This is a genomic window from Pandoraea sp. NPDC090278 (assembly GCF_044772185.1).
Lineage (GTDB): Bacteria > Pseudomonadota > Gammaproteobacteria > Burkholderiales > Burkholderiaceae > Pandoraea.
Genome location: NZ_JBIVYJ010000001.1, coordinates 52,640 through 75,490, shown reverse-complemented (window position 1 = coordinate 75,490; position 22,851 = coordinate 52,640). Strand labels below are relative to the sequence as shown.

Here is a 22,851-nt window from a genome sequence, read left to right as displayed (position 1 = left end):
CCGGGCTTCTACAGACTAATTCACTTCCAACATCGACACAGGATCAGCGAGCGTACGGACGCAGAATACGATCCGCTTCACGCTGCGCATCGTCCAGCGCTTGCTTGGGCGACTTGGTGCCGGTGAGCGCAGCTTGCAGGCCGTCGCTCAGCGCCTTCGTCACGCGTTGGTTGTCGTGGGTCGAGAACTCGGCAACGCTCACGCCGAGCTGATCGCGCGCCACTGCCGCAGCAGGCACCTTCTGCACGTAGGCCTTCATTGCCGGGGTTTCCCAGGCAGCAGGCGTCACAGCGACGTAACCCGTGTCGATACCGAACTGGGCAGCACGCTCAGGCGTGGTGGCCCACTTGATGAACGTCATGGCCGCCTGCTTTTCTTCCGGCGTCGACTTCTTGAAGACGTAGAAGTTGCCGCCACCCGTCGGGCTGCCGCCGCGCACCTTCGTCGGCATCTTGCCCACGCCGAACGGGAACGACGCATTGGTGCGGATGTTGGTGAGGTTGCCGGTCGTCGTGTAGATGATCGCGGTCTTCTTTTCGAGGAAGTCCTTCGGCGTGGTGCCCCACTCGATGGCGCCCGTCGGCATGACCTTGTACTTGGTCGTGAGGTCGACCCAGTATTGCAGCGACTGCACGGCTTGCGGCGCGTTGAGGAATGTCTTCGTACCGGCCGGGTTCATCAGCTCGATACCTGCGGGCGTGGTGAATGCCTGGAACAGCCAGTAGGCGAAGCCGACGGACGGCACCTTGATGCCCCACTGCGTCACGTTGCCCGAGGCATCGCGCTTGGTCAGCTTCTGCGCGTAGCTCACGAGTTCGTCCCAGTTCGCCGGGGCGCGGTCCGGATCGAGACCGGCTTCCTTGAAGGCGTCCTTGTTCCAGTACATGACGATGGTCGAGCGCTGGAACGGCACGCCCCAGGTGTGACCGTTGATGCGCGAGTTCAGCATCAGCGCCGGGTAGAAGCTGTCGAGCCACTGCTTGTCGGCAGCCGTGTTGGCAATGCTGTCGATGGGTACGACGGCGTCTTCGTCGATCAGCGTGAAGACGTCGGCGGCGGCGAGCACGGCCAATTGCGGCGGCGTACCGGCCTTCGCGGCGGTCAGTGCCTTGACGACCGAATCCTGATACGAACCGGCGTACACGGGCTTGATCTTGATGGTCGGGTGGTCCTTCTCGAAATCCGCCACCAGATCGTTGATGATCTTCGTGACCGGGCCGCCCACGGCGACCGGGTAATAGAACTGGAGCTCAACCGGCTTCTGTTGCGCGATGGCGTGGGTCGTCAGACCGCTGAATGCCAGCGTGGCCAGACTGGCCGCAAACGTTTTCAGAATCGTGCGTCGCATGTTCCTGGGTTCCCCATGAAAGCGTAGTGGTGATGTGACTGGTAGTGAAGATTGGCCGCCCAACCGTGTGTCCGGTCGATGCTGGCCCCCGCCCTGATTCAGGCGTGTTGTTCCGGCGTCAGTGCCATGGCCTGCATGGTTTGCGGGGCTTGTGGCGACGTGGCGTCCGGTGTCTGTGTCGCGACGGGCGATGCAGGCAACGGCGCCGACGGTGCGATCTGCGAGGTTGCGTTCAGCAACGCATCGGCCAAACGCTCGCCCGACGTCGCGTCGAACAAATGCTGATCGGCGGCATCCCACTGCAAGCCGATGGCGTCGCCCGGCAGGAACGGCCGATGGCCCGGCACGCGCGTGGCGATCTCGCCCGCGTCGCCGAGCGCGCACGCAACAAGTGTGTCGGCGCCCAGATACTCGACGGCACTCACCGTCGCGAGCACCGCGCCCACGGCGGTCGGCGCGACAGCGCGAACGTGTTCAGGACGCAGCCCGAGCAGCGCGGCGTCGCGCGAACCGGCGGTCGCGAGCGCGGGACCGGTTTGCCCGGCGGGCACGAGGGCGTCTCCATGACGCACCAGCTTGAGCAGATGCATCGGCGGCGTACCGATGAAGCTCGCGGCGAACCGCGTCGACGGCGTGGCGTACAGCGTGTGCGGTGCGCCGTGCTGTTCGATCCGGCCGTGGCGCAGCAGCACGACCTGATCGGCCATGCTCATCGCTTCGGTCTGATCGTGGGTGACGTAGATGAGCGTCATGCCGAGCTGCTGTTGCAGCGCGCGGATTTCACGACGCATTTCCTGACGCAGTTGCGCGTCGAGATTCGAGAGCGGTTCGTCCATCAGACACACGGACGTCTCCGCGATGACCGCACGCCCCAACGCAACACGCTGTTGCTGACCGCCCGACAACTGCGACGGCTTGCGGTCCAGATACGGTTCTAGCCCGAGCAATGACGCCACGCGGGCGAGGCGCTGCGGGTAATCGCGGGTCGGCTCGCGGCGCACGCGCAGGCCGAACAGCAGGTTTTCGCGCACGGAAAGATGCGGGAACAGCGCGTAGGACTGGAACACCATCGAGAGCTTGCGACGCGCAGGCGGGAGCGCTGTGACGTCATCGCCGCCCAGCAGGATGCGGCCGCTCGTCGGCGTATCGAGACCGGCGATCATGCGCAACAGTGTCGACTTGCCGCAGCCCGACGGGCCGAGCAGGACGACTAGCGAACCCGCGTCGGCCGAGAAACTCACATCCTGGAGCGCGTGTGCGTCGCCCCACTGCTTGCTGACGGATTCGATGACGAGCGATGACATTTGCGGATATGCGCTGGCCGCATTAGGTGCACGTATTAAGTGCATTAAGGCGGCTGGATCTGAAAAACCCGACCTTAACCGGCTATCGATGGCAGTTTGATGACATCGTGTGCACTAGCACTGGCGCGGCTCTCACGGGACAGGAATGTCAGGCATCCGATCAGATGTGTGCAGACACACGCAGGCCCAATACCGCTCCCGCCACATGAGAATTCAGGTATCCGAACGAAGGCCGCACACGCTTGCGAATGCGTGTGCGATTTCATGAACTTCAGGGATGTCGGGCGTCAGGAGACGACGCCCGAGCGATGGCGATCAGGCTGCGGCCTGACGACGCTTGGCGCGCAGCAGCGCCTTGGAGATGATGCGGGTCTCGGAAGTGGCAGCGCCGGTGCGACGCGCCACGGCATCGCGGAAGAAACGGCGCGTCTCGTCGGCGACGGTCTCGCGTTCGTTGTCCATCGTGAGGATGTGATAGCTCTCGCCGAGCAGGCATTTCTGCTTCACTTCCGACGACACGCCGTTGTACACGATGCGCGCGTTATGCGGGCTGGCCGTATCGTCGTCCACCGCATGGACGATCAGGCAGTCCGCCGTCACACGATCGAGACGGTTGCGCACGTGAGAGGCAAGGCGTCGCGCGTTATACAAATGCTCGATGGGCAGCGACGCCGAGCCGATTTCCGAGGCGTCGTGCATCGACATGGATTTCTCCACACGCGCACGCAGCCGTTCGTTCTTCAGTCCGAACGGCGCTTTTTCGTGGTAGCGGTAGCGATTGCCGAACGGCAGGTGATACAGCAAATCGAGCAGCGGGTACGCGAGCGGAATGGTCCAGCCGTCGTACACGAGCGTGACGGCCAGCACCGAGATCGCCGTGACGTCCGGCTCCTCTTCGGCCACGGCCAGACTGAGCGTTGCGCCCATGCTCAGCCCGCAAAGCGAGACGGTTTCGTGCGTGTCACGCAACTCGCGATACTTCGCGCGCGCGGCAGCGATCCACTCGCGCCAGTGCGTGCACGGCGAGCCGAGGCCGTAGCCTTCGATGTGGGGCACCGACACGGTGTACCCGTCGCGATGCAACGCCTTGGCGACCGGACGCATCTCGAGCGGTGTGCTCGAGAGTCCCGGTAACAGCAGCACGGCGTGTTCGCCGCCCTTGTAGAAAATATCTTCTTGAAACATCGTTAAACCCCGCCGGAGACGACAGGCGCCTCCGAAACTTCGGTCACTCCGCGCCGTTCAGGCGAACTGGTCTTCGATTCATTCGTATTGCTGGTCGTGCTATCGGAACGGTTGGCCATCGACGCCTGCGACAGCGTATGCAGCGACGTCACCGGGCGCACCGTCGGCCCCGAGTGCAGTCGCAGAATCACATAGGTCCCCACGTGCGCGCGGAAATGCTGAAGCTCGCAGTGGATCAGATCGTAGCCACCGTCACGCGTACGCACGCGCAAGTTGTAAGCGCCATGCGGCGGCGGCTCGACGTCGAGCGAGAAAAGGCCCGCCATGCGCTTCGCGTCGTCCGGATGCAGCAGTGCGCGCAGGCCCTCGCGCTTGGCGACTTCCGGCGCCACGCCCGTCTCGCGACGGAAATGCTCATCGATGAAGACGTAATGCGAGGCCGGGTTCGCTAGATAGAAGATAGAGTCCAGGTGCTTCGTCAGGTACGTCATCAGGGCGTTGCCCAGTTGCACCGAATCGGTCAGCACCATGCGCTCGTTCTCGGCACGCAGCAGCATTTCGTAACGCGTCTGCGCCACTTCGGCGATCAGCTCGGCGCGATATTGCGCGCGACGCAGCCGCTCGATCAGCGCCACGGCGAGCGGCGTGATCATGAGGAAGCCGGTGACGATGAGCACATCGCGACGATCCAGTTGGGCAACGTCGCGAAACGGCGGCACAAAGAAGAAATCGAAAATCGGGATGCTGATGACCATCGCCATGATCGCGGGTCCCAGACCCCAGACGAACTCGACGATGATGGCCGCGCAGACGAAAAAGAGACCTGGCATCGAGTGATCGAGCACCGGATGCAGGAGGCTGCGAACAAGAAACGCAGCAAGTACCACCATTAATGCACCGACATACCGCTTGGCGCCGGGCTCCGCCCAACGTCGGGCGTTTCTGATTTCCATGATTCACCGCCGACGTTTGCCGACGCTCAATAATCCGAGGTTGTGCACTAAAGAGCGGCACACCTGTTACAAAATATTACGGATTATCGCACGTCCGCTCTCGGCGTTCGGGGGCATCAAACCCTAATTCAGTCGCGCCTTAACAACGTGAAAACGGCGGATCCAGCACTGGCGCGGCTGTGCGGCCAGTGCCGGTTCGGTTGACAGGGAAAAACCGGTGACAAAACTCGACAAAACCCTGCAAATCAAAAGGATACGGGGCCTTTTGGGGGACGCATTTTGCGGATTTCGACGCCTTCAGCGCAACATGGAAGACATTGCGGAGAGGCAGTTGAGCATACGAACGGCCGCCTCGACGGTGGGTGCTTCGAACTGCAGCGTCACGCCGTCGACGCGCTCCAGCGTCGGCCATTGACAGAAGAGATCGGCCAGCGCCGTGGTTTGCGTTTGCAGACGCACTTCGACCGGTGTTTCCACCTTGAACGTATGCCACTTGCGCGAGTCGGCCAGCGACATCTTGGCCGCTTCGCGAATCAGTTCGCACGACTGCGCCGGGTTGAGCGTCATGCCGCTGCCCTGCCCCCACGCCGACTTCGTCTGCACGAAATGGGCGGACGGGAAAATCGGTTGCGTCTCCTCGACGAACACGTCGTCGCCGCTGGCCATGACCACCGGCACGCCACGCTCGCCTGCAAGCGCGCCGTAAATCATCGCTTCGCCCGCTTCCACACCGCCCAGCCACACGCGTGCGAAGGCGAAGCTGTTGATGGTGTGAGCCAGAATGCCAGCGCTCTGTGCCTTGCCGTGAAAACCGATCATGAACATCGCGTCGCACCCGGCTTCCACGCCAGCGGCCATGCTCAGATAGCGCGGCTTGCCCAGTACCAGACGGGCGCGCGGGTCGAGTTCGTCCGGCAGCAGATTGCGGAAGCTTCCGTGTGAGTCGTTGACCATCACTTCGGTCGCGCCGCCCGCAAATGCGCCTTCGACGGCGGCATTGGCCTCGCGCGTCATCCAGCGGCGGGCAAGTTCGTACTCGCCGTTACCGGCGCGCGTTTGTTCGGCGTGAAAGACGCCCGCGACGCCTTCGATGTCTGTGGAAATCAGGATACGCATAGTGTCATCAATATCTCAGCAATGTCTCGGCAGTTTCATCGATGGGGTTCCCCGGGCTCGCCGGACTGCACCGGGCTGTATTCAAAGCGTCGCCCAGTCGGGCAGTACGTCGGCCAGCGCGCGTCGCACGTGACCATCGCGTCCAAGGACCGACTCGGCGGCAAACAATGCGTGCAGGATGGCCTGCTCAGTGGCGTCGGCCGTCGCCTGGAAAATCGGATCGAGTAACGCATCGGGCACCAGCGCTGCGGGCGCGACACGCCCCAGCGCGTCGTGCGGCACCGTGTAACCGGTGGTGAAGGCGAGTGCGACGTCGCCGCTGCCGTGACCGTAGACGGAGCCGGTGCGGGCAAGCCCTGCCCCGGTGCGGGTCGCGACGCGGCGCAACTGGCGCGCGTCGAGCGGCGCATCGGTGGCGACGAGCATGATGATCGAGCCGCGCTCGGGCGCAGCACTCTGCTCAGGCTGGGCAAGGCGTTCGTCGAGCACCGGGCCGACGTGGCGTCCATCAATCGTCAGTTGCGAGGGACGTCCGAAGTTCGACAGCACCAGCACGCCGACGGTAAACGTCGCCCCGGCCGTCGCCACCACGCGCGACGCCGAACCAATCCCGCCCTTGAGGCCAAAGCTGGACATGCCTCGCCCGGCCCCCACTGCGCCCTGTTCGAACACCGGCGACGCATTCGCCAGCGCCTGCGCGTAATGGGCATCCGAGACGGCGAACGCCTGCATATCGTTGAGGTAGCCGTCGTTGCATTCGAACACAGTCGGGTTCAGCGACGGACCGCCGCGTCCGATGTCGGGGTTCGCGGCAATAGCGGCGCGCAGTTGCCCCAGCACGACCTGACTGACGGAGAAGGTGTTGGTGAGTGCCAGCGGCGCTTCGATCACGCCGAGCTCTTCGATCTGCATGAGACCGACGCTCTTGCCGAAGCCGTTGATCACGGCGGCGGCAGCGGGAATCTTGTTACGGAACGGGTCCCAGCGGGCGTGGGGAGCGGAGGCGTCGGGTGCGCCGCCCACGTCAGCCGTGGAGGCCGGTGTCGGGCACACGACGGTGACGCCGGTCTGCACCGGACCGTCCTCAAGGGTGACCTGCCCGACGAACACGCCGGGCACATCGGTGATCGCGTCGCGCGCCCCGGCGGGCAGTTGCCCCACGTGAGGCGCGCCGAACAGGGCTTCGCGAAATTCTGACGGGGGCATGGCTTCGCGCTCCTGCGGGAATATCAGTGCCGGTCGAGCTTCGGATCGAGCGCGTCGCGCAGACCGTCGCCCAGCAAGTTGAAAGCGAGCACGGTCAGGAAGATGGCCAGGCTCGGGAAGATGGCGATGTGCGGTGCGTTGACCATGTCGGCGCGCGCTTCGTTGAGCATTGCGCCCCACTCAGGTGTCGGCGGCTGTGCGCCCAGACCGAGGAACGACAGGCTCGCGGCCGTGATGATCGAGGTTCCGATACGCATCGAGAAGTACACGACGATGGACGACACCGTGCCCGGCAGAATGTGCCGCATGATGATCGTCCAGTCGGACGCCCCGATGGAGCGCGCCGCTTCGATATACGTCAGATGCTTGAGCACCAGCGTGTTACCGCGCACGAGGCGGGCGAACGCCGGAATCGAGAAGATGGCCACTGCCACGATCACGTTGATCATGCCGTTACCCAGCACTGCCACCACACCGATAGCCAGCAGAATGCCCGGGAATGCGAACAGCACGTCGGAAATACGCATGACGATGCGATCCCACCAGCCTTCGTAGTAACCGGCCAGCAGGCCGAGCACCGTCCCGATAACCGCGCCGAGCGCGACCGAGCCGAAGCCTGCGGCGAGCGAGATACGTGAACCGGCGAGCACACGGCTGAAGATGTCGCGGCCGAGCGAGTCGACACCGAACCAGTGTTTCGACGACGGTCCGGCATTCAGCGCGTCGTAGTCGAAGAAGTTCTCAGGGTCGAACGGCACGAGGTGCGGCGCGAGAATCGCAACGATGACCAGTGCCAGCACAAACGCCCCGGCGACCATCGCGATGTGTTGTTTCTTGAACTTGCGCCAGAATTCGCGCCACGGCGTGCGTACGCGGGTGTTGCTGGCGGCAGCCGCGTTCGCGGCCGTTGTCGGTTGGCTTGCGCTCATTGTGCTTGCCTCACTTGTAGCGAATGGTCGGGTTGATGACGGCGTACAGCACGTCGACCACGAGGTTGATCAGAATGAACTCAAGCGAGAACAGCAGCACCAGCGCCTGAATCACCGGGTAGTCGCGCATCTCGACCGAGTCGATCAGCAGGCGTCCGAGTCCGGGCCAGTTGAACACCACCTCGACGACGATCGAGCCGCCGAGCAGAAAACCGAACTGCAACCCCATCATCGTGACGACGGGGATCATGGCGTTACGCAGCGCGTGCTTGAACACCACGCGCATTTCGTTGAGGCCCTTCGCACGCGCAGTGCGCACGAAGTCTTCATGCAGCACTTCGACGAAGGCCGAGCGTGTGAAGCGTGCCATCACGGCGGCCACGGCCGCGCCCAGCGTAATCGAGGGCAGGATGTAACTCTTCCACGAGTCGGCGCCGATGGTCGGCAACCAGCCGAGTTGCACCGAGAAAATCTGCATCAGCAACATGCCCAGCGCGAACGCCGGGAACGAGATGCCGGAGACGGCAAAGGTCATGCCCAACCGGTCGGGCCAGCGATTGCGCCACACCGCCGAGGCCACACCCAGCCCCATGCCGATCACCACCGACCACACCATGCTCACCAGTGTGAGCCACAGCGTCGGCAGGAAGCGGCTGGAGATCTCTTGCGAGACCGGCTGCTTGCTGCGCATCGACAGACCGAAATCGCCGCGCACGGCGTTCGTGATGAACGATGTGAACTGCGTGAGCAGCGGCTTATCGAGGCCGAGATCCTGACGCACGAGCGCCACGGTCGCCTCGTCCGCCTGCGGACCGGCCGCCAGTCGCGCCGGATCACCCGGCAACATATGCACGAAGGCGAACACCAGCACTGCCACGATCAGCAGCGTGGGGATCAGGCCGAGCAGGCGTTTGAGAAAGTAATTGAGCATCGCAGTCTTGCCGAACGTCTTGCCGAAACCATGTCTTGCGGTAGACCGCGCCGCCAGCGTCGAAGCTTCTTCGCTGGACCGGGCGGCGCGGGGAACATCACACTCGCATCGCACGCGCGCCGCCCCGGCATTCCGGAGCGCACACGCGCCACGCGATTACTTCATCGAGATGTCGGTGAAGTTGAACGAACCGTCAGGCATCGTGTACACGCCGGTCAGGTTCTTGTTACGTGCGTACAGCAGCTTTTCCGTCACGAGGAACGCCCAGGGCGCGTCGTTCCAGATCTTCTGTTGTGCGTCCGTGTACAGCTTCGTCTTCTCGGCACGGTCCGTCGTGAGCAGCGCCTTGTTGAAGTCCGCGTCGACCGCGTCATTCTTGTAGTACGCCGTGTTGAACAGCTTCGGCGGGAACGATTCCGAGCTCAGCAGCGGGCGCAGTGCCCAGTCGGCTTCACCCGTCGACGACGACCAGCCCACGTAGTACATGCGCACCGGGGCCTTGTCGGGGTCCGGTGCGGACTCGACCAGTTCGACACGCTGACCGGCTTCGAGCGCGCGCACTTGCGCCTTGATGCCGACCTGCGCCAGTTGCTGCTGCACAAACTGGATCACCTTCTGCGCCGTCGTGTACGTGTAGGCGGACCAGAGCACCGTCTCGAAACCGTTCGGGTAACCGGCTTCCTTGAGCAGTTCCTTGGCCTTGGCCGGGTTGTACGGCCACGGGCCGGTCTTGACCGCGTAGTCGACGCCCTTCGGCACCACACCGTCGGCCGGGGTGGCGTAGCCTGCGAAGGCCACCTTCACCAGCGCTTCCTTGTTGATGGCGTAGTTGATGGCCTGACGCACACGCACGTCGTCGAACGGCTTCTGCTTCGTGTTGAAGCTCACGTAGCGCTGGATGATCGACGGACCGGCGATTACGTCCACCTTGCCGCCCGACTTGAGACCTTCGGCCTGCTCATACGGCACCGGGAAAGCAAAACCGGCTTCGCCCGTCTGCATGACGGCCGCGCGCGTGTTGTTGTCCACCACCGGCTTGAAGGTGATCGTGTCGACCTTCGGGTAGCCCTTCTTCCAGTATCCATCGAACTTCTTCACCTTCACGTAATCGGTGCGGTTCCATTCGACGAATTCGAACGGGCCAGTGCCGACCGGGTGCGAAGCGATGTCCTTACCGTACTTCTTGAGGGCTTCGGGCGAGATGATCACAGCCGACGGGTGCGCCAGCGTGTTGATGAACGGCGAGAACGGCTCCTTGAGCGTGAACTTCACCGTGTGCGCGTCGACGGCTTCCGTCTTGGCGATTTCCTTGTACAGGTTGTAGCGCTTGAGCTTGTTGTCCGGGTTCGTCACGCGGTCGAAGTTCGCCTTCACGGCGGCGGCGTCGAAGTTCGTGCCGTCCTGGAACTTCACGCCCGACTTGAGCTTGATCGTGTAGACGAGACCGTCCGGCGAGACCGTGTAGCTATCGGCCAGCACGTTGATGAGCTTCATGTCCTTGTCGAAACCGAACATGCCCTCGTAGAACGACTTGGCGATGGCTTGCGACAGCGTATCGTTCGCGTCGTACGGATCCATCGTCGTGAAGGTCGACTGCACGGCCATCACGACATCCTTGGCGGCGAACGCCGGGGCTGCACCGAACACGGCGGACGCCACAGCGACGGACGCGAGCGCGGTTTTCCAGCGAGCGCCCAACAAAACGTTTTTCGACATCTGTCTTTCTCCTTCTGGTCTGACGGGTTCGCCTTGAGCGAGTCGTAGGACTGCGCCACTTGGCGGGCATTATGGTGACAACATGAACAGCAAAAGGTACCGCCTGAAACTGCTTGAAACTACCGGGAGCGAAGCCATCGCTCCCGGGAAAACGGGTTCGGCTTATGACGTCCGCGTCATGCGAATCAGTAAGCCCCGGCCACGCGATGACGCGCGACAAAGTGCCCCGCGCCGACTTCGACCAGCGGCTGCACCTGCGGCTCGTCGCCCAGCGCACGGATCGGGCTCGGAATCTCTTCCGTGAGCAGTTCGCGTTTGGCGTGACGACGCGCCGGATCGGCAATCGGCACCGCCGACATCAGCTTCTTCGTATACGGGTGTTGCGGGTTCTCGAAGATCGCACGACGCGGACCGATCTCGACGATCTGGCCGAGGAACATCACCGCCACACGGTGGCTGATGCGCTCCACGACCGCCATGTCGTGCGAGATGAACAGGAACGCGATGCCGAACTCCTTTTGCAGGTCGAGCATCAGGTTGATGATCTGGGCCTGCACGGAGACGTCGAGCGCCGAGACGGATTCGTCGGCGATCACGACCTTGGGTTTGAGCGCCAGTGCACGCGCAATGGCGATACGTTGACGCTGACCGCCCGAGAATTCATGCGGATAACGCTGGGCGTACTCGGCGGGCAAGCCCACGCGCTCCAGCAATTCCGCCACGCGCTTTTCGGCTTCGGCACCGGTCGCGACGCCATGCACCAGCAGCGGCTCCATGATCGAGAAGCCCACCGTCAGACGCGGATCGAGCGACGCGAACGGGTCCTGGAAGATGAACTGGATATCGCGGCGAAGGGTCTGCAAGGCGCGGCCTGCAAGATCGTGAATCGGCTTGCCGCCGAACTCGATGGAGCCGCCCTGACTAGCGACCAGACGCAGCAGCGCACGGCCGGTCGTCGACTTGCCGCAACCCGATTCGCCCACGAGCCCCAGCGTCTCGCCGGGGTACAGATCGAAACTCACTCGCTCGACCGCATGCACGCGTTGCTTCACGCGACCGAAGAGGCCCGACGGCACGTCGAAGCGCGCGACGAGATCCTTCACGCGCAGGATCGGACCGGCATCGGTCTTGACGGTCGGCTGCGGCGTCTCAGCTGCGGGCTTAGCGTCCGGCGGTGCGTCGTAGCGCAGTAGCGGGAAGCGCGCGGGCAGATCGGTGCCGTGCATCGAACCGAGACGCGGCACGGCCGAGAGCAATGCCTGCGTGTAGCGCTCGCGCGGCGCACCGAAGATTTCCGCCGACTTGCCTTCTTCGACCTTGTCGCCACGATGCATGACCAGCACGCGGTCGGCCACCTCGGCGACCACCCCCATGTCGTGCGTGATGAACACCACGCCCATCTGCATCTCATCTTGCAGCGCGCGAATCAGTTGCAGGATCTGCGCCTGAATGGTCACGTCGAGGGCGGTGGTCGGTTCGTCGGCAATCAGCAAGCCCGGCTTGCACGAGAGCGCCATCGCGATCATCACCCGCTGACGCATGCCGCCCGAGAGCTGGTGCGGGAAACGACCGAGCACGCGACGCGCTTCTGGAATGCGGACGAGTTCGAGCATGCGCAGGGCTTCCGCGCGCGCGGCGGCGGCATCCTTCCCCTGGTGCAGACGAATCGACTCGGCGATCTGCTCGCCGACCGGGAACACCGGGTTGAGCGACGTCATCGGCTCCTGGAAGATCATCGCCATGTCGGCACCCCGAATGCTGCGCATGGTGTGGCCGCTCGCACGCGTGAGGTCGACCAGCTTGCCGTTGCGACGGCGCATGATCATCGTGCCCTGCGTGATGCGTCCGCCGCCGTTTTCCACGAGGCGCATGGCGGCCAGCGACGTCACCGACTTGCCCGAGCCGGATTCGCCAACGATGGCGAGCGTCTCGCCCCGGTCGACATGGAAGGACAGGTCGCGCACGGCCGTGACCACGCGCTCGGAGGTCGCGAACTGCACGGAGATGCCGCTCACGTCGAGCACGCGCTCGTCGGGCAACGAAATGGTTGGGGTTGTCTTACGCTCAGCCACGCCTGTCCTCGCTAATCTTCACTTGCCGAATCTGTTGCCAAGGGCGTTGCCGTCTCCGGTGCCGCCCTGTCCTGCCTGTCGTCCGGGGACGTCAGGCGTTATTCATGAACGTCATTCGTGAATGGCCGTCACCGGCGTCTCGCCGACACGGGCCACACCGCGATACATCCCTTCCGTGTTGAACGGCAGCGCCACGTTGCCCTGTGCGTCCACGGCGATCAGACCGCCGCGGCCGTCCACGCGCGGCAGACGCTCGCGAATGACACGCTCCGCGGCATCGGCCAGTGACAGGCCCGCATAGGCCATCAGCGCGCCCACTTCGTAACATGCGACGGCGCGAATGAACGCCTCGCCGGTGCCCGTCGCCGAAACGGCGGCCGTGGCGTCGTTCGCGTAACAGCCCGCGCCGATCAGCGGCGAGTCGCCCACTCGGCCGATGGCCTTGTTCGTCATGCCGCCCGTGGAGGTCGCGGCCGCTATATGGCCGTGCATGTCGCAGGCGACTGCGCCGACCGTGCCGAACTTCGTGTCCGGATCGATGGGCTCTTTCTTGAGCGGCATGTCGTGATCGAGCGACACGGCGGCACTCGCCAGCGCGCGCTGCAACTGGGCGTAGCGCGCTTCGGTAAAGAAGTACTCGGGATCGACCAGTTCGGCGCCGTTCGCCGCAGCGAAGGCTTCCGCGCCCGCGCCCACGAGCAGCACGTGCGGGCTGTGCTCCAGGACCGAGCGGGCCGCCAGAATCGGGTTGCGCACACGGTGAACGCAGGCGATGGCGCCGGCGTCGAGCGTCGTGCCATTCATGATCGCGGCGTCTAGCTCGTGCGTGCCTTCGTGGGTGAAGACCGCACCCCGTCCGGCATTGAAGCGCGGGCAATCTTCGAGGTGCTGCACAGCCACGGTGACGGCGTCGAGCGCCGAGCCACCGGCTGCCAGTACTGCCTGACCGGCGCGCAGCACTTCAGCCAGAGCCTCGTGATACGCCTTGAGTTCTTCGGGCGACGTGTCGCGGCTGATTGTTCCGGCACCGCCGTGAATGGCGATGACCGCGCGTTGGGCGTGGCTCATGATGCTTTGTCCTTTCTGTCCAGACTGACAGGCGTCGCGCTGGACGCCGTGCTGGCATGACTCGAATGTCGGGATGCGGTCTGATGGACCGGATTCGGTGCGCCCTGCGTGCTGGCTGTCGCCGCTGCGGCGGCGTTCGACAGCGACTTCACGGTGTTGGTGGTGGTTGCGGTGGCGGCAGTAGTCGCGACGCGTCCCACGACGGGCGACGGCGCTCGGGCCACCGCTCTGGCCACATTGACCGGCGCGTTCGACGGACTCTGCGACGCCGAGTCGATCCACGGCAGCAGGAAGTCGGTCAGTTCGGTGGCGCGGTCCACAGCGTGTTTCGCGCGTTGTGCAACGGCGTCGCAGATGGCGTCGATCATCGCCAGCACGCTCGCTTCGGAGTTGCTCGACAGACGCGGCTTGCTACGCACGAAGATGACGATATCGCCCAGCGGCGCCAGCGGCGACGTCGGACTGTCTGTCAGCACCATCACCGACACGCCGCGCCCGCGCAGGCGACGGCACAGCGTCACGGTGTCGGAGACGTAGCGCGGGAAGCCAAGCGCGATCACCAGATCGCCCTCGCGCAATTTAAACAGTTGACGTGCGGCATGCGTCGATCCGCCTGCGCCGACGACAGACTGCACGTTTTCACAATAGGGGTCGAGACCGTGATGGAGCAGACCGGCGAGATAACCGCTCGCCCCCAGTCCCAGCACGTAAATACGGTGCGCTTGCAGAATCGACTCGATGGCGCGCTCGCAAGTCCCGGCGTCGAGCGCGCGACGCGTCCAGTCCAGATTCTCGATGGCCTGCGCAAGGGACGCGGCCATCACGTCCGCGCTGTCGCTCGCCTGCGCCTTGCTCGTGCGCAGGCTTTCGATAGGGGCCAGCGTCGCCTCATAGCCGCGCACCATGGCCGCACGACATTGCGGGTAGCCATCGAAGCCGAGTGCGCGGGCGAAACGGTTGACGGTCGCGAGCGACACGCCAACGGCGTCGGCAAATTCGTCGATGCGCATGGTCGCGGCACGAAACGTATTGTCGAGCACGAACGCCGCCATGCGCTGCTGCGCGGGCGTCAGTTCGGGCATGGCTCGCACGATGCGCTCAGTGAGCGGCAAGTCGGCGGGCAACGAATCGGCGTCGATCATGAAATTGAAATGCATCCTTCCTTCGGAGTGAAGGAAAGTATATTTTCATCAGCACCCCGTCAAAAGAAAAAAAATAGTTCAAATGCTGCCAGCCGAGCTTCCAACACGCCCGCATTTCCCCCTCACAGTCCGCAAACCCTGTCAAAACAAGGGGGCATGACCTCCGTCATACGCAAAAAGCGGGCATACTAGGGGAAACCCGAATGCACGAACTTGCCGGCGGCTTTGCGATCCGACGCTGGAGTACGGTTTCACTGCGCGCCGGTGCAAAAGCGTCGCGCAGCGTCACTCAGATATCGCTTCGATATCACTCAATCGTCAGGTAACAGATTCACAGGAAGTCACTGGACCGCCTGGGGAGGCTTGGTCGGAGGCGAGTCGTAACGTGCAGTAAACATGGCGTAGTCGCGGGCTTACATTCGTCCGTTACTGTGATCGAACGAATCGTGCCGACGTGAACGCCATAGCCTCAAGGAGCATGACCATGCTGAGCCCGCATGAAATCGCCACACTGTTGCTGGCGGCCGCATCTCTAGGCCCCATCGATGCCGACGCGCTTGAACCGCCCGACCTCGCCGCGCTGGAGCAAGCGCGTCTGGTGCATGTGGCAGTGGACGAAGGACAAACGAAAGTGAGCGTGACCGAAGACGGCCACAGCGTGTTGCGTCGTCTTGGATTGGAACGTTCGGGCGGAGAGCGCATGGAAGCGCCGCGTCTGGCGACGACTGCCGCGCGACGCGCGGAGCCCGGCATGAGCGAGTTTGCGAGTGAGGGAACGGTGACGCCTGAGGCATCCTAAGTGCCGCAGGCAGCAACGCTGCCCGCGAACACGAACATCAATGCGTCAGAGCATCGCGAAGAACAAGCTTAAGCGCGCAAGGACGATCAGCAGAATCTGCATCAGCAGGAACAGCGCCAGCGGCGAGAGATCGAAGCCGCCGACCATCGGAATGACACGGCGAAGCGGGCGCAGTAGCGGGTCAAGCAAGTGCTGGAGAATCGGCATCGCCGTGGCACGCGGATTGACCCACGACAGCACGGCCATCAGCAGCGTGAGCCACATCACCAGATTCGCGCCCCACTTGGCGACGAGCACCAGCGCCACCAGCAAGCCACGCGGGAACACCGTGACCGGCGACACCCCCACCACGGCCGTGATCAGCACCAGATAGAGAATCGCCGCGATCCACGCGCCGATTACACACGCCCAGTCGATCCCGCCAACGCCCGGCACGACACGCCGCAGCGGCAACACGATCCAGTTAGTGAACTGGAACACCCCTTGAGAGAGCGGATTACGCGGGGGCAGTCGTGTCGCCTGCATCCACACACGCAAAAGCAATAAAGCGCCGAATAGCGAGAAAACAAGGTCTAGCAGCAGACGGGCGATTTCGACGAGCATCTGGACTCCAACGGATTGTGCGGTCCCCCGCAAAACCGGCATTGTCGCACGCGTTTGCCCGACTTCAATCCCTGCCTAACGCATTCAGTGGATGCTGCCCTTCCGGCCACGGTGAAACGAAGAAGGCATCCACCTCGGTCGTCGGCACGTCGTCCAATGTGGGGAAGCGCCAACGGGGTTGCTTGTCCTTGTCGATCAACAACGCACGGACGCCCTCGACGAAATCTCCGGACGCGAATGCGTGATAACCAAGCACCAGCTCCATCCTGAAAGCGTCGGCCAGATCGAGGCGTCGCCCCTTCTGTAATTGCCTGTCGGTGACGCACAGACTGAGCGGGGAGCGTTGGCCAAGCAGCGCCAGTGTCTCGGTTGCCCAGGGGTTGTCGGCGGCGGCCGTCAGCGAAGCCACGATGCCCGGCACGTCAAGGGCGCTGAAATGCCGGTCGAGCGACGCTCTCACGTCCGCAAGCGGCGCGGCGTCCGACGACGTACGCCCCAGCGGCAGAATGGCGGCGCGCAGACGCGCGAGCAACGCGTCGTTACCGTGATCTTCTGCGCTCGGGTCGTCCTTGGTCCACTCGAACTTCAGCAGCACTTCACGCAGTTGCGCCAATGCATCGCCTTCGAGCCAGACATCGGCGAGTCCACAGTAGAGCGTATCGGCCGCTGCAATGGTGGCCCCGGTCAGGCCGAGATAGCGCGCCAGCGTCGGCGCGAGATGCCCGAGGAACCAGCTTGCGCCGACGTCCGGGAACAAGCCGATGGCCGTCTCCGGCATCGCCAGCTTCGTTCTGTCGGTCACGATGCGCAGCGCAGCACCCTGCGCGACACCCATGCCACCGCCCATGACGATGCCGTCGAGCAAGGCGATATATGGCTTCGGATATCGGTGAATCAGATAATCGAGCTGGTACTCGTCGACGAAGAACGCCTGATGCGCGTCAGCGTTATTCACCCGGCTGTCGTATAGCGCGCGGACATCGCCGCCAGCGCAGAAGGCCTTCTCCCCCGCCCCTTCGATCAGCACCGCGCGCACGGTGGGGTCATCTTTCCCGCCATGAGCTGCCGCCACATCGCACGCACCATACCGTGGGTGATGGCGTTCAGCGCCTTCGGCCGGTTAAGCGTGATCACACCGAACCCGTTGATCACGGCGAACAACACTTCGTCTTGCGCCTCGACAGCGCCATCGTGCAGATTCACTTGCCCTCCTCTTCAATCCAGTGCGCGGGCGATCACCTGCCGTTGGACTTCGCTGGTGCCTTCGTAGATTTGCGTGATGCGCGCATCGCGGTAGAAGCGCTCGACCGGATAGTCCTCCAGATACCCATAGCCGCCATGAATCTGAATGGCGTGCGTGCACACCCACTCCGCCAGTTCCGACGCGAAGAGCTTGGCCTGCGACGCCTCCGTCAGGCAGGGCAAGCCCTGTGTGCGCAGGGCTGCCGCGTGCAGAATCAGGAAGCGCGCCGCGTTGATGCGCGTCGTCATGTCAGCCAGCATGTTGGCAATGCTCTGATGCTCGCGAATCGGTTTGCCGAATTGCTGGCGCTCGTTCGCATATTGCAGCGCCGCCTCGAACGCGGCGCGCGCGACGCCAAGCGCGAGCGCCGCGATCCCGATGCGCCCACCCTCAAGGTTCGACAACGCGATCTTCAGTCCCTGCCCCGGTTCGCCCAACATGGCGTCCTCGCCGACCTCGCAGTCGACCAGCGTAATCGGACAGGTGTCCGACGCGCGAATGCCCAGCTTGTGCTCGGGACGCCCGACCTCGAATCCCTTCGTATCGGTCGGCACGATGAAAGCCGAGATGCCACGCTTGCCAGCCGCCGGATCGGTCACCGCAAACACGATGGCCACTGCCGCGCGCTTGCCGTTCGTCACAAACTGCTTGTTGCCGTTGAGCACCCACTTGTCGCCGCGGCGCTCGGCGCGCGTCTTCAGATTGCTGGCGTCCGACCCGGCTTGCGGCTCCGTCAGACAGAACGCCCCGATCTTGCGGCCTGCCGCCAGATCCGGCAGCCAGCGTTCGCGCTGAGCGTCGTTGCCGAACTTCAGGATCGGCGCACAGCCGACGGAGTTGTGCACGGACATCATCGTGGCCGTGGAAGCGCAACCCGCCGCAATTTCCTCCATCGCCAGCGCATACGCCGTGTAATCGGTGTACGACCCGCCGCACTGCTCCGGCACCATCATGCCGAGCAGGCCAAGCTCGCCCATCTGCGCGACCATCGCGTCGGGCAAGGCACACTCGCGGTCCCATTGCGCTGCGTTCGGCGCGAGTTGTTCACTGGAAAACGCACGCGCCATGTCGCGAATCATGCGTTGGTCTTCGGTATAGAAATCCATGTTATGTCTCCTGCGCCGTGACGTAGTCGGAACGTCATCCGTAAGAATCGCGATAAGAATCGTCGACGCCTTCGCCTGTCGATAGATCCAGTGTAGGGATCGCGCCCCGTTGGCACCATAGCCAAAAACGGCAAATTGGATGAGCGGAATTGCCATCGGAATCGTCTGTATTCGGCTCAGGACAAACCCTCATGGCCGCAAGGAATCGCCACGGGCCTTGCCGGACAACGCCCAAGGCACGCCTGACGCGCGGCGAGATCCCCTGTTTGCGGAGTGGATAAATCCCTCACGAACTCTGACCCGATTGGACATTGCCTGTCGCCGACGCCACCCATTAGGATGAATTTCCCCTTGCCCGCGAGCGTCGCACCCGAGAACAGACGGTGCCGCGGGCGGTCGGCGAAGCGCTCAGAGGTCGCTGCATCGCAGGCGCGCTTGCCGACCGGCATCTGTCTACAGGAGACAACCTATGACTGCGGATTACGCCCAAGCCTATGAGGCGTTCGACCTCGACGCCACCGTGCGCGCCACACTGGACGGCAACCTCGACGCAATGAATGCCTGTGTCGAATGCTGCGACCGTCACGCCCTTCCCGGGCGCATCGCCCTGTTCTGGGAAGGCAAGGACGGCACGAGCCAGACCTGGACGTTCAAACTGCTGCAAACGCTGTCGGCGCGTTTCGCCAACTTCCTGCGCGAACAGGGCGTGCAGCCCGGCGACCGCGTGAGCGGCCTGCTGCCACGCACGCCGGAATTACTCGTCACGATTCTCGGTACCTGGCGCGCGGGCGCTGTCTATCAGCCGCTTTTCACGGCGTTCGGACCGAAGGCGATCGAACACCGTCTGCAAAGCGCTCAGAGCAAGCTTGTCATTACCGACGCGACCAACCGGGCGAAGCTCGATGAAGTCGCCAATTGCCCGCCGGTCGCGACGGTCGGCGGCCCTCGCGGTCAGGGTGTACGACGCGGAGACTTCAGCTTCTGGCACGAAGTCGAGCAACACGACGAGGTGTTCGAACCGGTGATGCGCCGGGGCGACGATCCCTTCATGATGATGTTCACCTCGGGCACGACGGGTGCGGCCAAGCCGGTGATGGTGCCGCTGCGCGCGATCATGGCGTTCATGGGCTATATGCGTGATGCCGTCGATCTGCGTCCGACCGACACGTTCTGGAACATTGCCGACCCGGGTTGGGCGTACGGGCTGTACTACGCCGTCACGGGACCGCTCGCGATGGGGATTCCTACGACGTTCTACGATGGGCCGTTCACCGTCGAGAGCACGTACCGGATCATCAACAAACTGGGCATCACCAACCTCGCCGGGTCACCGACGGCGTTCCGTCTGCTCATCGCCGGTGGCGAAAAGGCGGCGACTCCCGTCAAGGGGCGACTGCGCGCCGTGTCGAGTGCCGGTGAGCCGCTGAACCCGGAAGTCATTCGCTGGTTCGCCGAGCATCTCGGTGTGACCATTCACGACCATTACGGACAGACGGAACTGGGCATGGTGGTCTGCAACCATCACGCACTCGCGCACCCGGTGCAATCGGGGGCGGCGGGCTTTGCCTCGCCGGGACATCGTGTCGTGGTGCTCGACGACGAGGGCCGCGAGTGCCCTGTCGGGCAGCCGGGCGTGCTCGCGCTGGACCGCAAGCAATCGCCGTTGATGTGGTTCGGCGGCTATTGGGAGCGGGAGACGCCCGCGTTCATGGGCGACTACTACCTTTCCGGCGACACCGTCGAGCGCAATACCGACGGCAGCATCAGCTTCGTCGGACGTAACGACGACGTCATCACGTCGGCGGGCTATCGCATCGGTCCGTTCGACGTGGAAAGCGCGCTGATCGAACATCCGGCCGTGGTCGAAACAGCCGTAGTCGGCAAGCCGGACCCCGAGCGCACGGAGCTCGTCAAGGCATTCGTCGTACTGCACGCCCAGTTCGCTCCGTCGGACGCGCTCGCCCGCGAATTGCAGGAACACGTTCGCCATCGACTGTCCACGCACGCGTATCCGCGCGAAGTCGAATTCGTGACCGAACTGCCCAAGACACCGAGCGGCAAGCTTCAGCGCTTCATTCTGCGCAATCAGGAAATCGCCAAGGCCGCGCAAGCGTCGGCCAACGCCGCCTGAGCGCCACCACTACTTATTCAGGACTCGCAATGCAAATCAAGGATCGTGTCTTTCTCGTCACCGGCGCATCGTCGGGGCTCGGTGCCGCAACCGCCCGCATGTTCGTCGACGCAGGTGCAAAAGTCGTGCTCGGCGACATCAACGCAGAAGCCGGTGCCAAACAGGCCGACGCGCTGGGCGAGGCCACGCGCTTCGTTACGACCGACATTACGCGCGAAGACGATGTGCAGCGTCTCGTCGATACGGCGAAAAGCGCATTCGGCACGCTGAACGGCGTAGTCAACTGCGCGGGCATGGTCATCGGGGAGCGCATTCTCGGCAAGCAGGGGCCGCACCGGCTCGAGAGCTTTGCGCGCGTCATCAACGTGAACCTGATCGGCACTTTTAATGTGCTGCGCATTGCTGCTGCGGCGATGGCCGAGGGCGAAGCGGATGCCGAAGGTGAGCGCGGCGTCGTCGTGAACACGGCATCGGTCGCAGCGTTCGACGGACAGATCGGTCAGGCGGCGTATGCGGCGTCCAAGGGTGGCGTCGCTGCACTGACCTTGCCCGCAGCGCGTGAGCTGGCGCGATCGGGCGTGCGCGTCGTGACGGTCGCGCCCGGAATTTTCGAGACACCGATGATGGCGGGCATGACGCCCGAGGTACAGGCTGCGCTCGGTGCGTCGGTGCCGTTCCCGCCGCGTCTGGGACGTCCGTCGGAGTACGCCGCGCTGGTGCGCCACATCGTCGAGAACACCATGATCAACGGCGAAGTCATTCGCCTTGACGGCGCATTGCGCATGGCACCGAAGTAAGCCGAAGGAAGTCTCGACGTCTTACGCTGCAATCGAAACGCCTGGTCCGCCCATCGCGCCAAATCCGCGATTTCGGAATCCTCCGATTAGCGTTTCGGACGGCGACGGAAGCGCCGACAGGGGCCGCACTGCTAGAATTCCTGCGTCCCCCTGCTACGGCACTCCGCCGGCTCCGATTCGCGACGCATGGAAAAAGGCAGCATTTCGATTCATTTTGTGATCAACGCATTGGCGCACGTCGAACGACTCGGCGGCGATCCGACGGCATTGCTGCGCGCCGCAGACATCGCCCCGTCGTTGCTTGCGCATCCCCAGGGGCGTGTCTCGGCAGATCGATACGCGCATCTGTGGCGGCTGATCAGTCTCGCACTGGACGACGAGTTCTTCGGACAGGATTCGCGACGTATGAAGGTCGGCAGTTTTGCGATGCTGTGTCACAGCGTCGTCGCCTGCCACACGCTGGAACAGGCGTTGCAGCGTGCGTGCCGCTTCATGGGGCTGTTGCTCGACGATCTGGAGATGCATCTGGTGCGCGACGACGTACTGGCCCGGCTTGAAGTCCATGAACGGCAGGATGCGAAAGCGCCACGTATCTTCGGACACGAGACGCTGCTGATCCTCTTCTACGCACTCACCTGCTGGCTGATCGCGCGGCGCGTGACGTTGGGAACGGCGTACTTCGCCTTTGACGAACCGGTCTACAGCGACGAGTACCGGACCATGTATTCCGCGCGGTTGGTGTTCGGTGCTCCGCATACCGCTATCGAGTTCGACGCTGCGTGTCTGGACTTGCCGGTCGTGCAAAACGAAGTCACGGTGAAGGATTTCCTGCGGGCGGCACCGGGCAACATCATCCTCAAATACAAGAACACCAAGGGGATGGTGGCGCGGGTCCGGCGGCGACTGAAGACCATGCCGACCGATAGCTGGCCCGCGTTCGAAGCGTTGGCGGGCGAGTTTCACACGACGCCGTCGACGTTGCGCCGAAGGTTGGAAGACGAGGGACAGTCGTACCAGTCGATCAAGGATCAGTTGCGACGCGATCTTGCGATTCACGCGCTGTGCCACACGTCCAAGCCGATGCTGGAAATTGCGCTGTCGTTGGGCTTCGCCGATCCGAGCGCATTCTTCCGGGCGTTCCGGAAATGGACGGGGGCGCGTCCGGGAGATTACCGGCGTCAGGCGGTGGAAGCCTGACGCGG

Annotated in this window: 18 protein-coding genes and 1 pseudogene; 4 read left to right on the top strand and 15 right to left on the bottom strand. The window is 63.7% G+C overall.

Features of this window, described 5'->3' with window-relative positions; translation table 11 throughout:
* Window positions 1-43: 43 nt before the first annotated feature.
* The 12 genes from ACIQWO_RS00250 to ACIQWO_RS00195 form a co-directional block, all read right to left on the bottom strand.
* Complete coding sequence (locus ACIQWO_RS00250; RefSeq protein ID WP_402817655.1) at window positions 44-1,348, bottom strand: ABC transporter substrate-binding protein; 1,305 nt, start codon at window positions 1,346-1,348, stop codon at window positions 44-46.
* A gap of 98 nt (window positions 1,349-1,446) precedes the next feature.
* Window positions 1,447-2,652 (bottom strand): ABC transporter ATP-binding protein, encoded by a 1,206-nt coding sequence (locus tag ACIQWO_RS00245; RefSeq protein ID WP_402817652.1) that lies wholly within the window; start codon window positions 2,650-2,652, stop codon window positions 1,447-1,449.
* Window positions 2,653-2,967: 315 nt separating this feature from the next.
* Window positions 2,968-3,837 (bottom strand): alpha/beta hydrolase, encoded by an 870-nt coding sequence (locus tag ACIQWO_RS00240; RefSeq protein WP_402817649.1) that lies wholly within the window; start codon window positions 3,835-3,837, stop codon window positions 2,968-2,970.
* Between the two features lie 2 nt (window positions 3,838-3,839).
* A complete protein-coding gene (locus ACIQWO_RS00235; RefSeq protein ID WP_402817646.1) occupies window positions 3,840-4,790 on the bottom strand; it encodes a DUF4118 domain-containing protein in 951 nt (316 codons plus the stop codon).
* Window positions 4,791-5,087: 297 nt separating this feature from the next.
* Complete coding sequence (locus tag ACIQWO_RS00230) at window positions 5,088-5,906, bottom strand: M55 family metallopeptidase (RefSeq protein ID WP_402817643.1); 819 nt, start codon at window positions 5,904-5,906, stop codon at window positions 5,088-5,090.
* 81 nt (window positions 5,907-5,987) lie between these two features.
* Window positions 5,988-7,112 carry a P1 family peptidase gene (locus tag ACIQWO_RS00225; RefSeq protein ID WP_402817640.1) on the bottom strand — a complete coding sequence of 375 codons (1,125 nt, stop codon included), beginning with the start codon at window positions 7,110-7,112 and terminating at the stop codon, window positions 5,988-5,990.
* Between the two features lie 23 nt (window positions 7,113-7,135).
* Entirely contained in the window at window positions 7,136-8,041 is a 906-nt protein-coding gene (gene gsiD / locus ACIQWO_RS00220; protein ID WP_402817637.1) for a glutathione ABC transporter permease GsiD, read from the bottom strand.
* A gap of 10 nt (window positions 8,042-8,051) precedes the next feature.
* Window positions 8,052-8,972 carry a glutathione ABC transporter permease GsiC gene (gene gsiC, locus ACIQWO_RS00215; RefSeq protein WP_039399676.1) on the bottom strand — a complete coding sequence of 307 codons (921 nt, stop codon included), beginning with the start codon at window positions 8,970-8,972 and terminating at the stop codon, window positions 8,052-8,054.
* Between the two features lie 156 nt (window positions 8,973-9,128).
* Window positions 9,129-10,688 (bottom strand): glutathione ABC transporter substrate-binding protein GsiB, encoded by a 1,560-nt coding sequence (gsiB, locus tag ACIQWO_RS00210; protein WP_233325087.1) that lies wholly within the window; start codon window positions 10,686-10,688, stop codon window positions 9,129-9,131.
* 185 nt (window positions 10,689-10,873) lie between these two features.
* Window positions 10,874-12,760: a dipeptide ABC transporter ATP-binding protein gene (locus tag ACIQWO_RS00205; RefSeq protein WP_402817630.1), complete on the bottom strand. Its 1,887-nt coding sequence runs from the start codon at window positions 12,758-12,760 to the stop codon at window positions 10,874-10,876.
* Window positions 12,761-12,871: 111 nt separating this feature from the next.
* On the bottom strand, window positions 12,872-13,828 hold the full coding sequence (locus tag ACIQWO_RS00200) for an isoaspartyl peptidase/L-asparaginase family protein (protein WP_402817627.1): 957 nt from the start codon (window positions 13,826-13,828) through the stop codon (window positions 12,872-12,874).
* On the bottom strand, window positions 13,825-14,985 hold the full coding sequence (locus ACIQWO_RS00195) for a MurR/RpiR family transcriptional regulator (protein ID WP_402817624.1): 1,161 nt from the start codon (window positions 14,983-14,985) through the stop codon (window positions 13,825-13,827). The genes ACIQWO_RS00200 and ACIQWO_RS00195 overlap by 4 nt, the downstream gene beginning before the upstream one ends.
* Before the next feature lie 469 nt (window positions 14,986-15,454).
* Here ACIQWO_RS00195 and ACIQWO_RS00190 point away from each other — a divergent pair, with 469 nt between their 5' ends.
* On the top strand, window positions 15,455-15,769 hold the full coding sequence (locus ACIQWO_RS00190; protein WP_402817621.1) for a hypothetical protein: 315 nt from the start codon (window positions 15,455-15,457) through the stop codon (window positions 15,767-15,769).
* Between the two features lie 45 nt (window positions 15,770-15,814).
* On the opposite strand, the gene ACIQWO_RS00185 is transcribed toward ACIQWO_RS00190, so the two are convergent.
* From ACIQWO_RS00185 to ACIQWO_RS00175, 3 genes and pseudogenes are all read right to left on the bottom strand, one after another.
* Window positions 15,815-16,372, bottom strand: a complete 558-nt coding sequence (locus ACIQWO_RS00185) for a YggT family protein (RefSeq protein WP_039399685.1) — start codon at window positions 16,370-16,372, stop codon at window positions 15,815-15,817.
* Between the two features lie 64 nt (window positions 16,373-16,436).
* A pseudogene (locus ACIQWO_RS00180) lies at window positions 16,437-17,458 on the bottom strand (enoyl-CoA hydratase/isomerase family protein).
* A gap of 129 nt (window positions 17,459-17,587) precedes the next feature.
* Window positions 17,588-18,721: an acyl-CoA dehydrogenase family protein gene (locus tag ACIQWO_RS00175; RefSeq protein ID WP_402817616.1), complete on the bottom strand. Its 1,134-nt coding sequence runs from the start codon at window positions 18,719-18,721 to the stop codon at window positions 17,588-17,590.
* A gap of 469 nt (window positions 18,722-19,190) precedes the next feature.
* On the opposite strand from ACIQWO_RS00175, the gene ACIQWO_RS00170 reads away from it, so the two are divergent.
* From ACIQWO_RS00170 to ACIQWO_RS00160, 3 genes are all read left to right on the top strand, one after another.
* Complete coding sequence (locus ACIQWO_RS00170) at window positions 19,191-20,852, top strand: acyl-CoA synthetase (protein WP_402817613.1); 1,662 nt, start codon at window positions 19,191-19,193, stop codon at window positions 20,850-20,852.
* Between the two features lie 29 nt (window positions 20,853-20,881).
* Window positions 20,882-21,649 (top strand): SDR family NAD(P)-dependent oxidoreductase, encoded by a 768-nt coding sequence (locus ACIQWO_RS00165; protein WP_402817610.1) that lies wholly within the window; start codon window positions 20,882-20,884, stop codon window positions 21,647-21,649.
* Between the two features lie 186 nt (window positions 21,650-21,835).
* Complete coding sequence (locus tag ACIQWO_RS00160; RefSeq protein WP_402817607.1) at window positions 21,836-22,846, top strand: AraC family transcriptional regulator; 1,011 nt, start codon at window positions 21,836-21,838, stop codon at window positions 22,844-22,846.
* Window positions 22,847-22,851 lie beyond the last annotated feature (5 nt).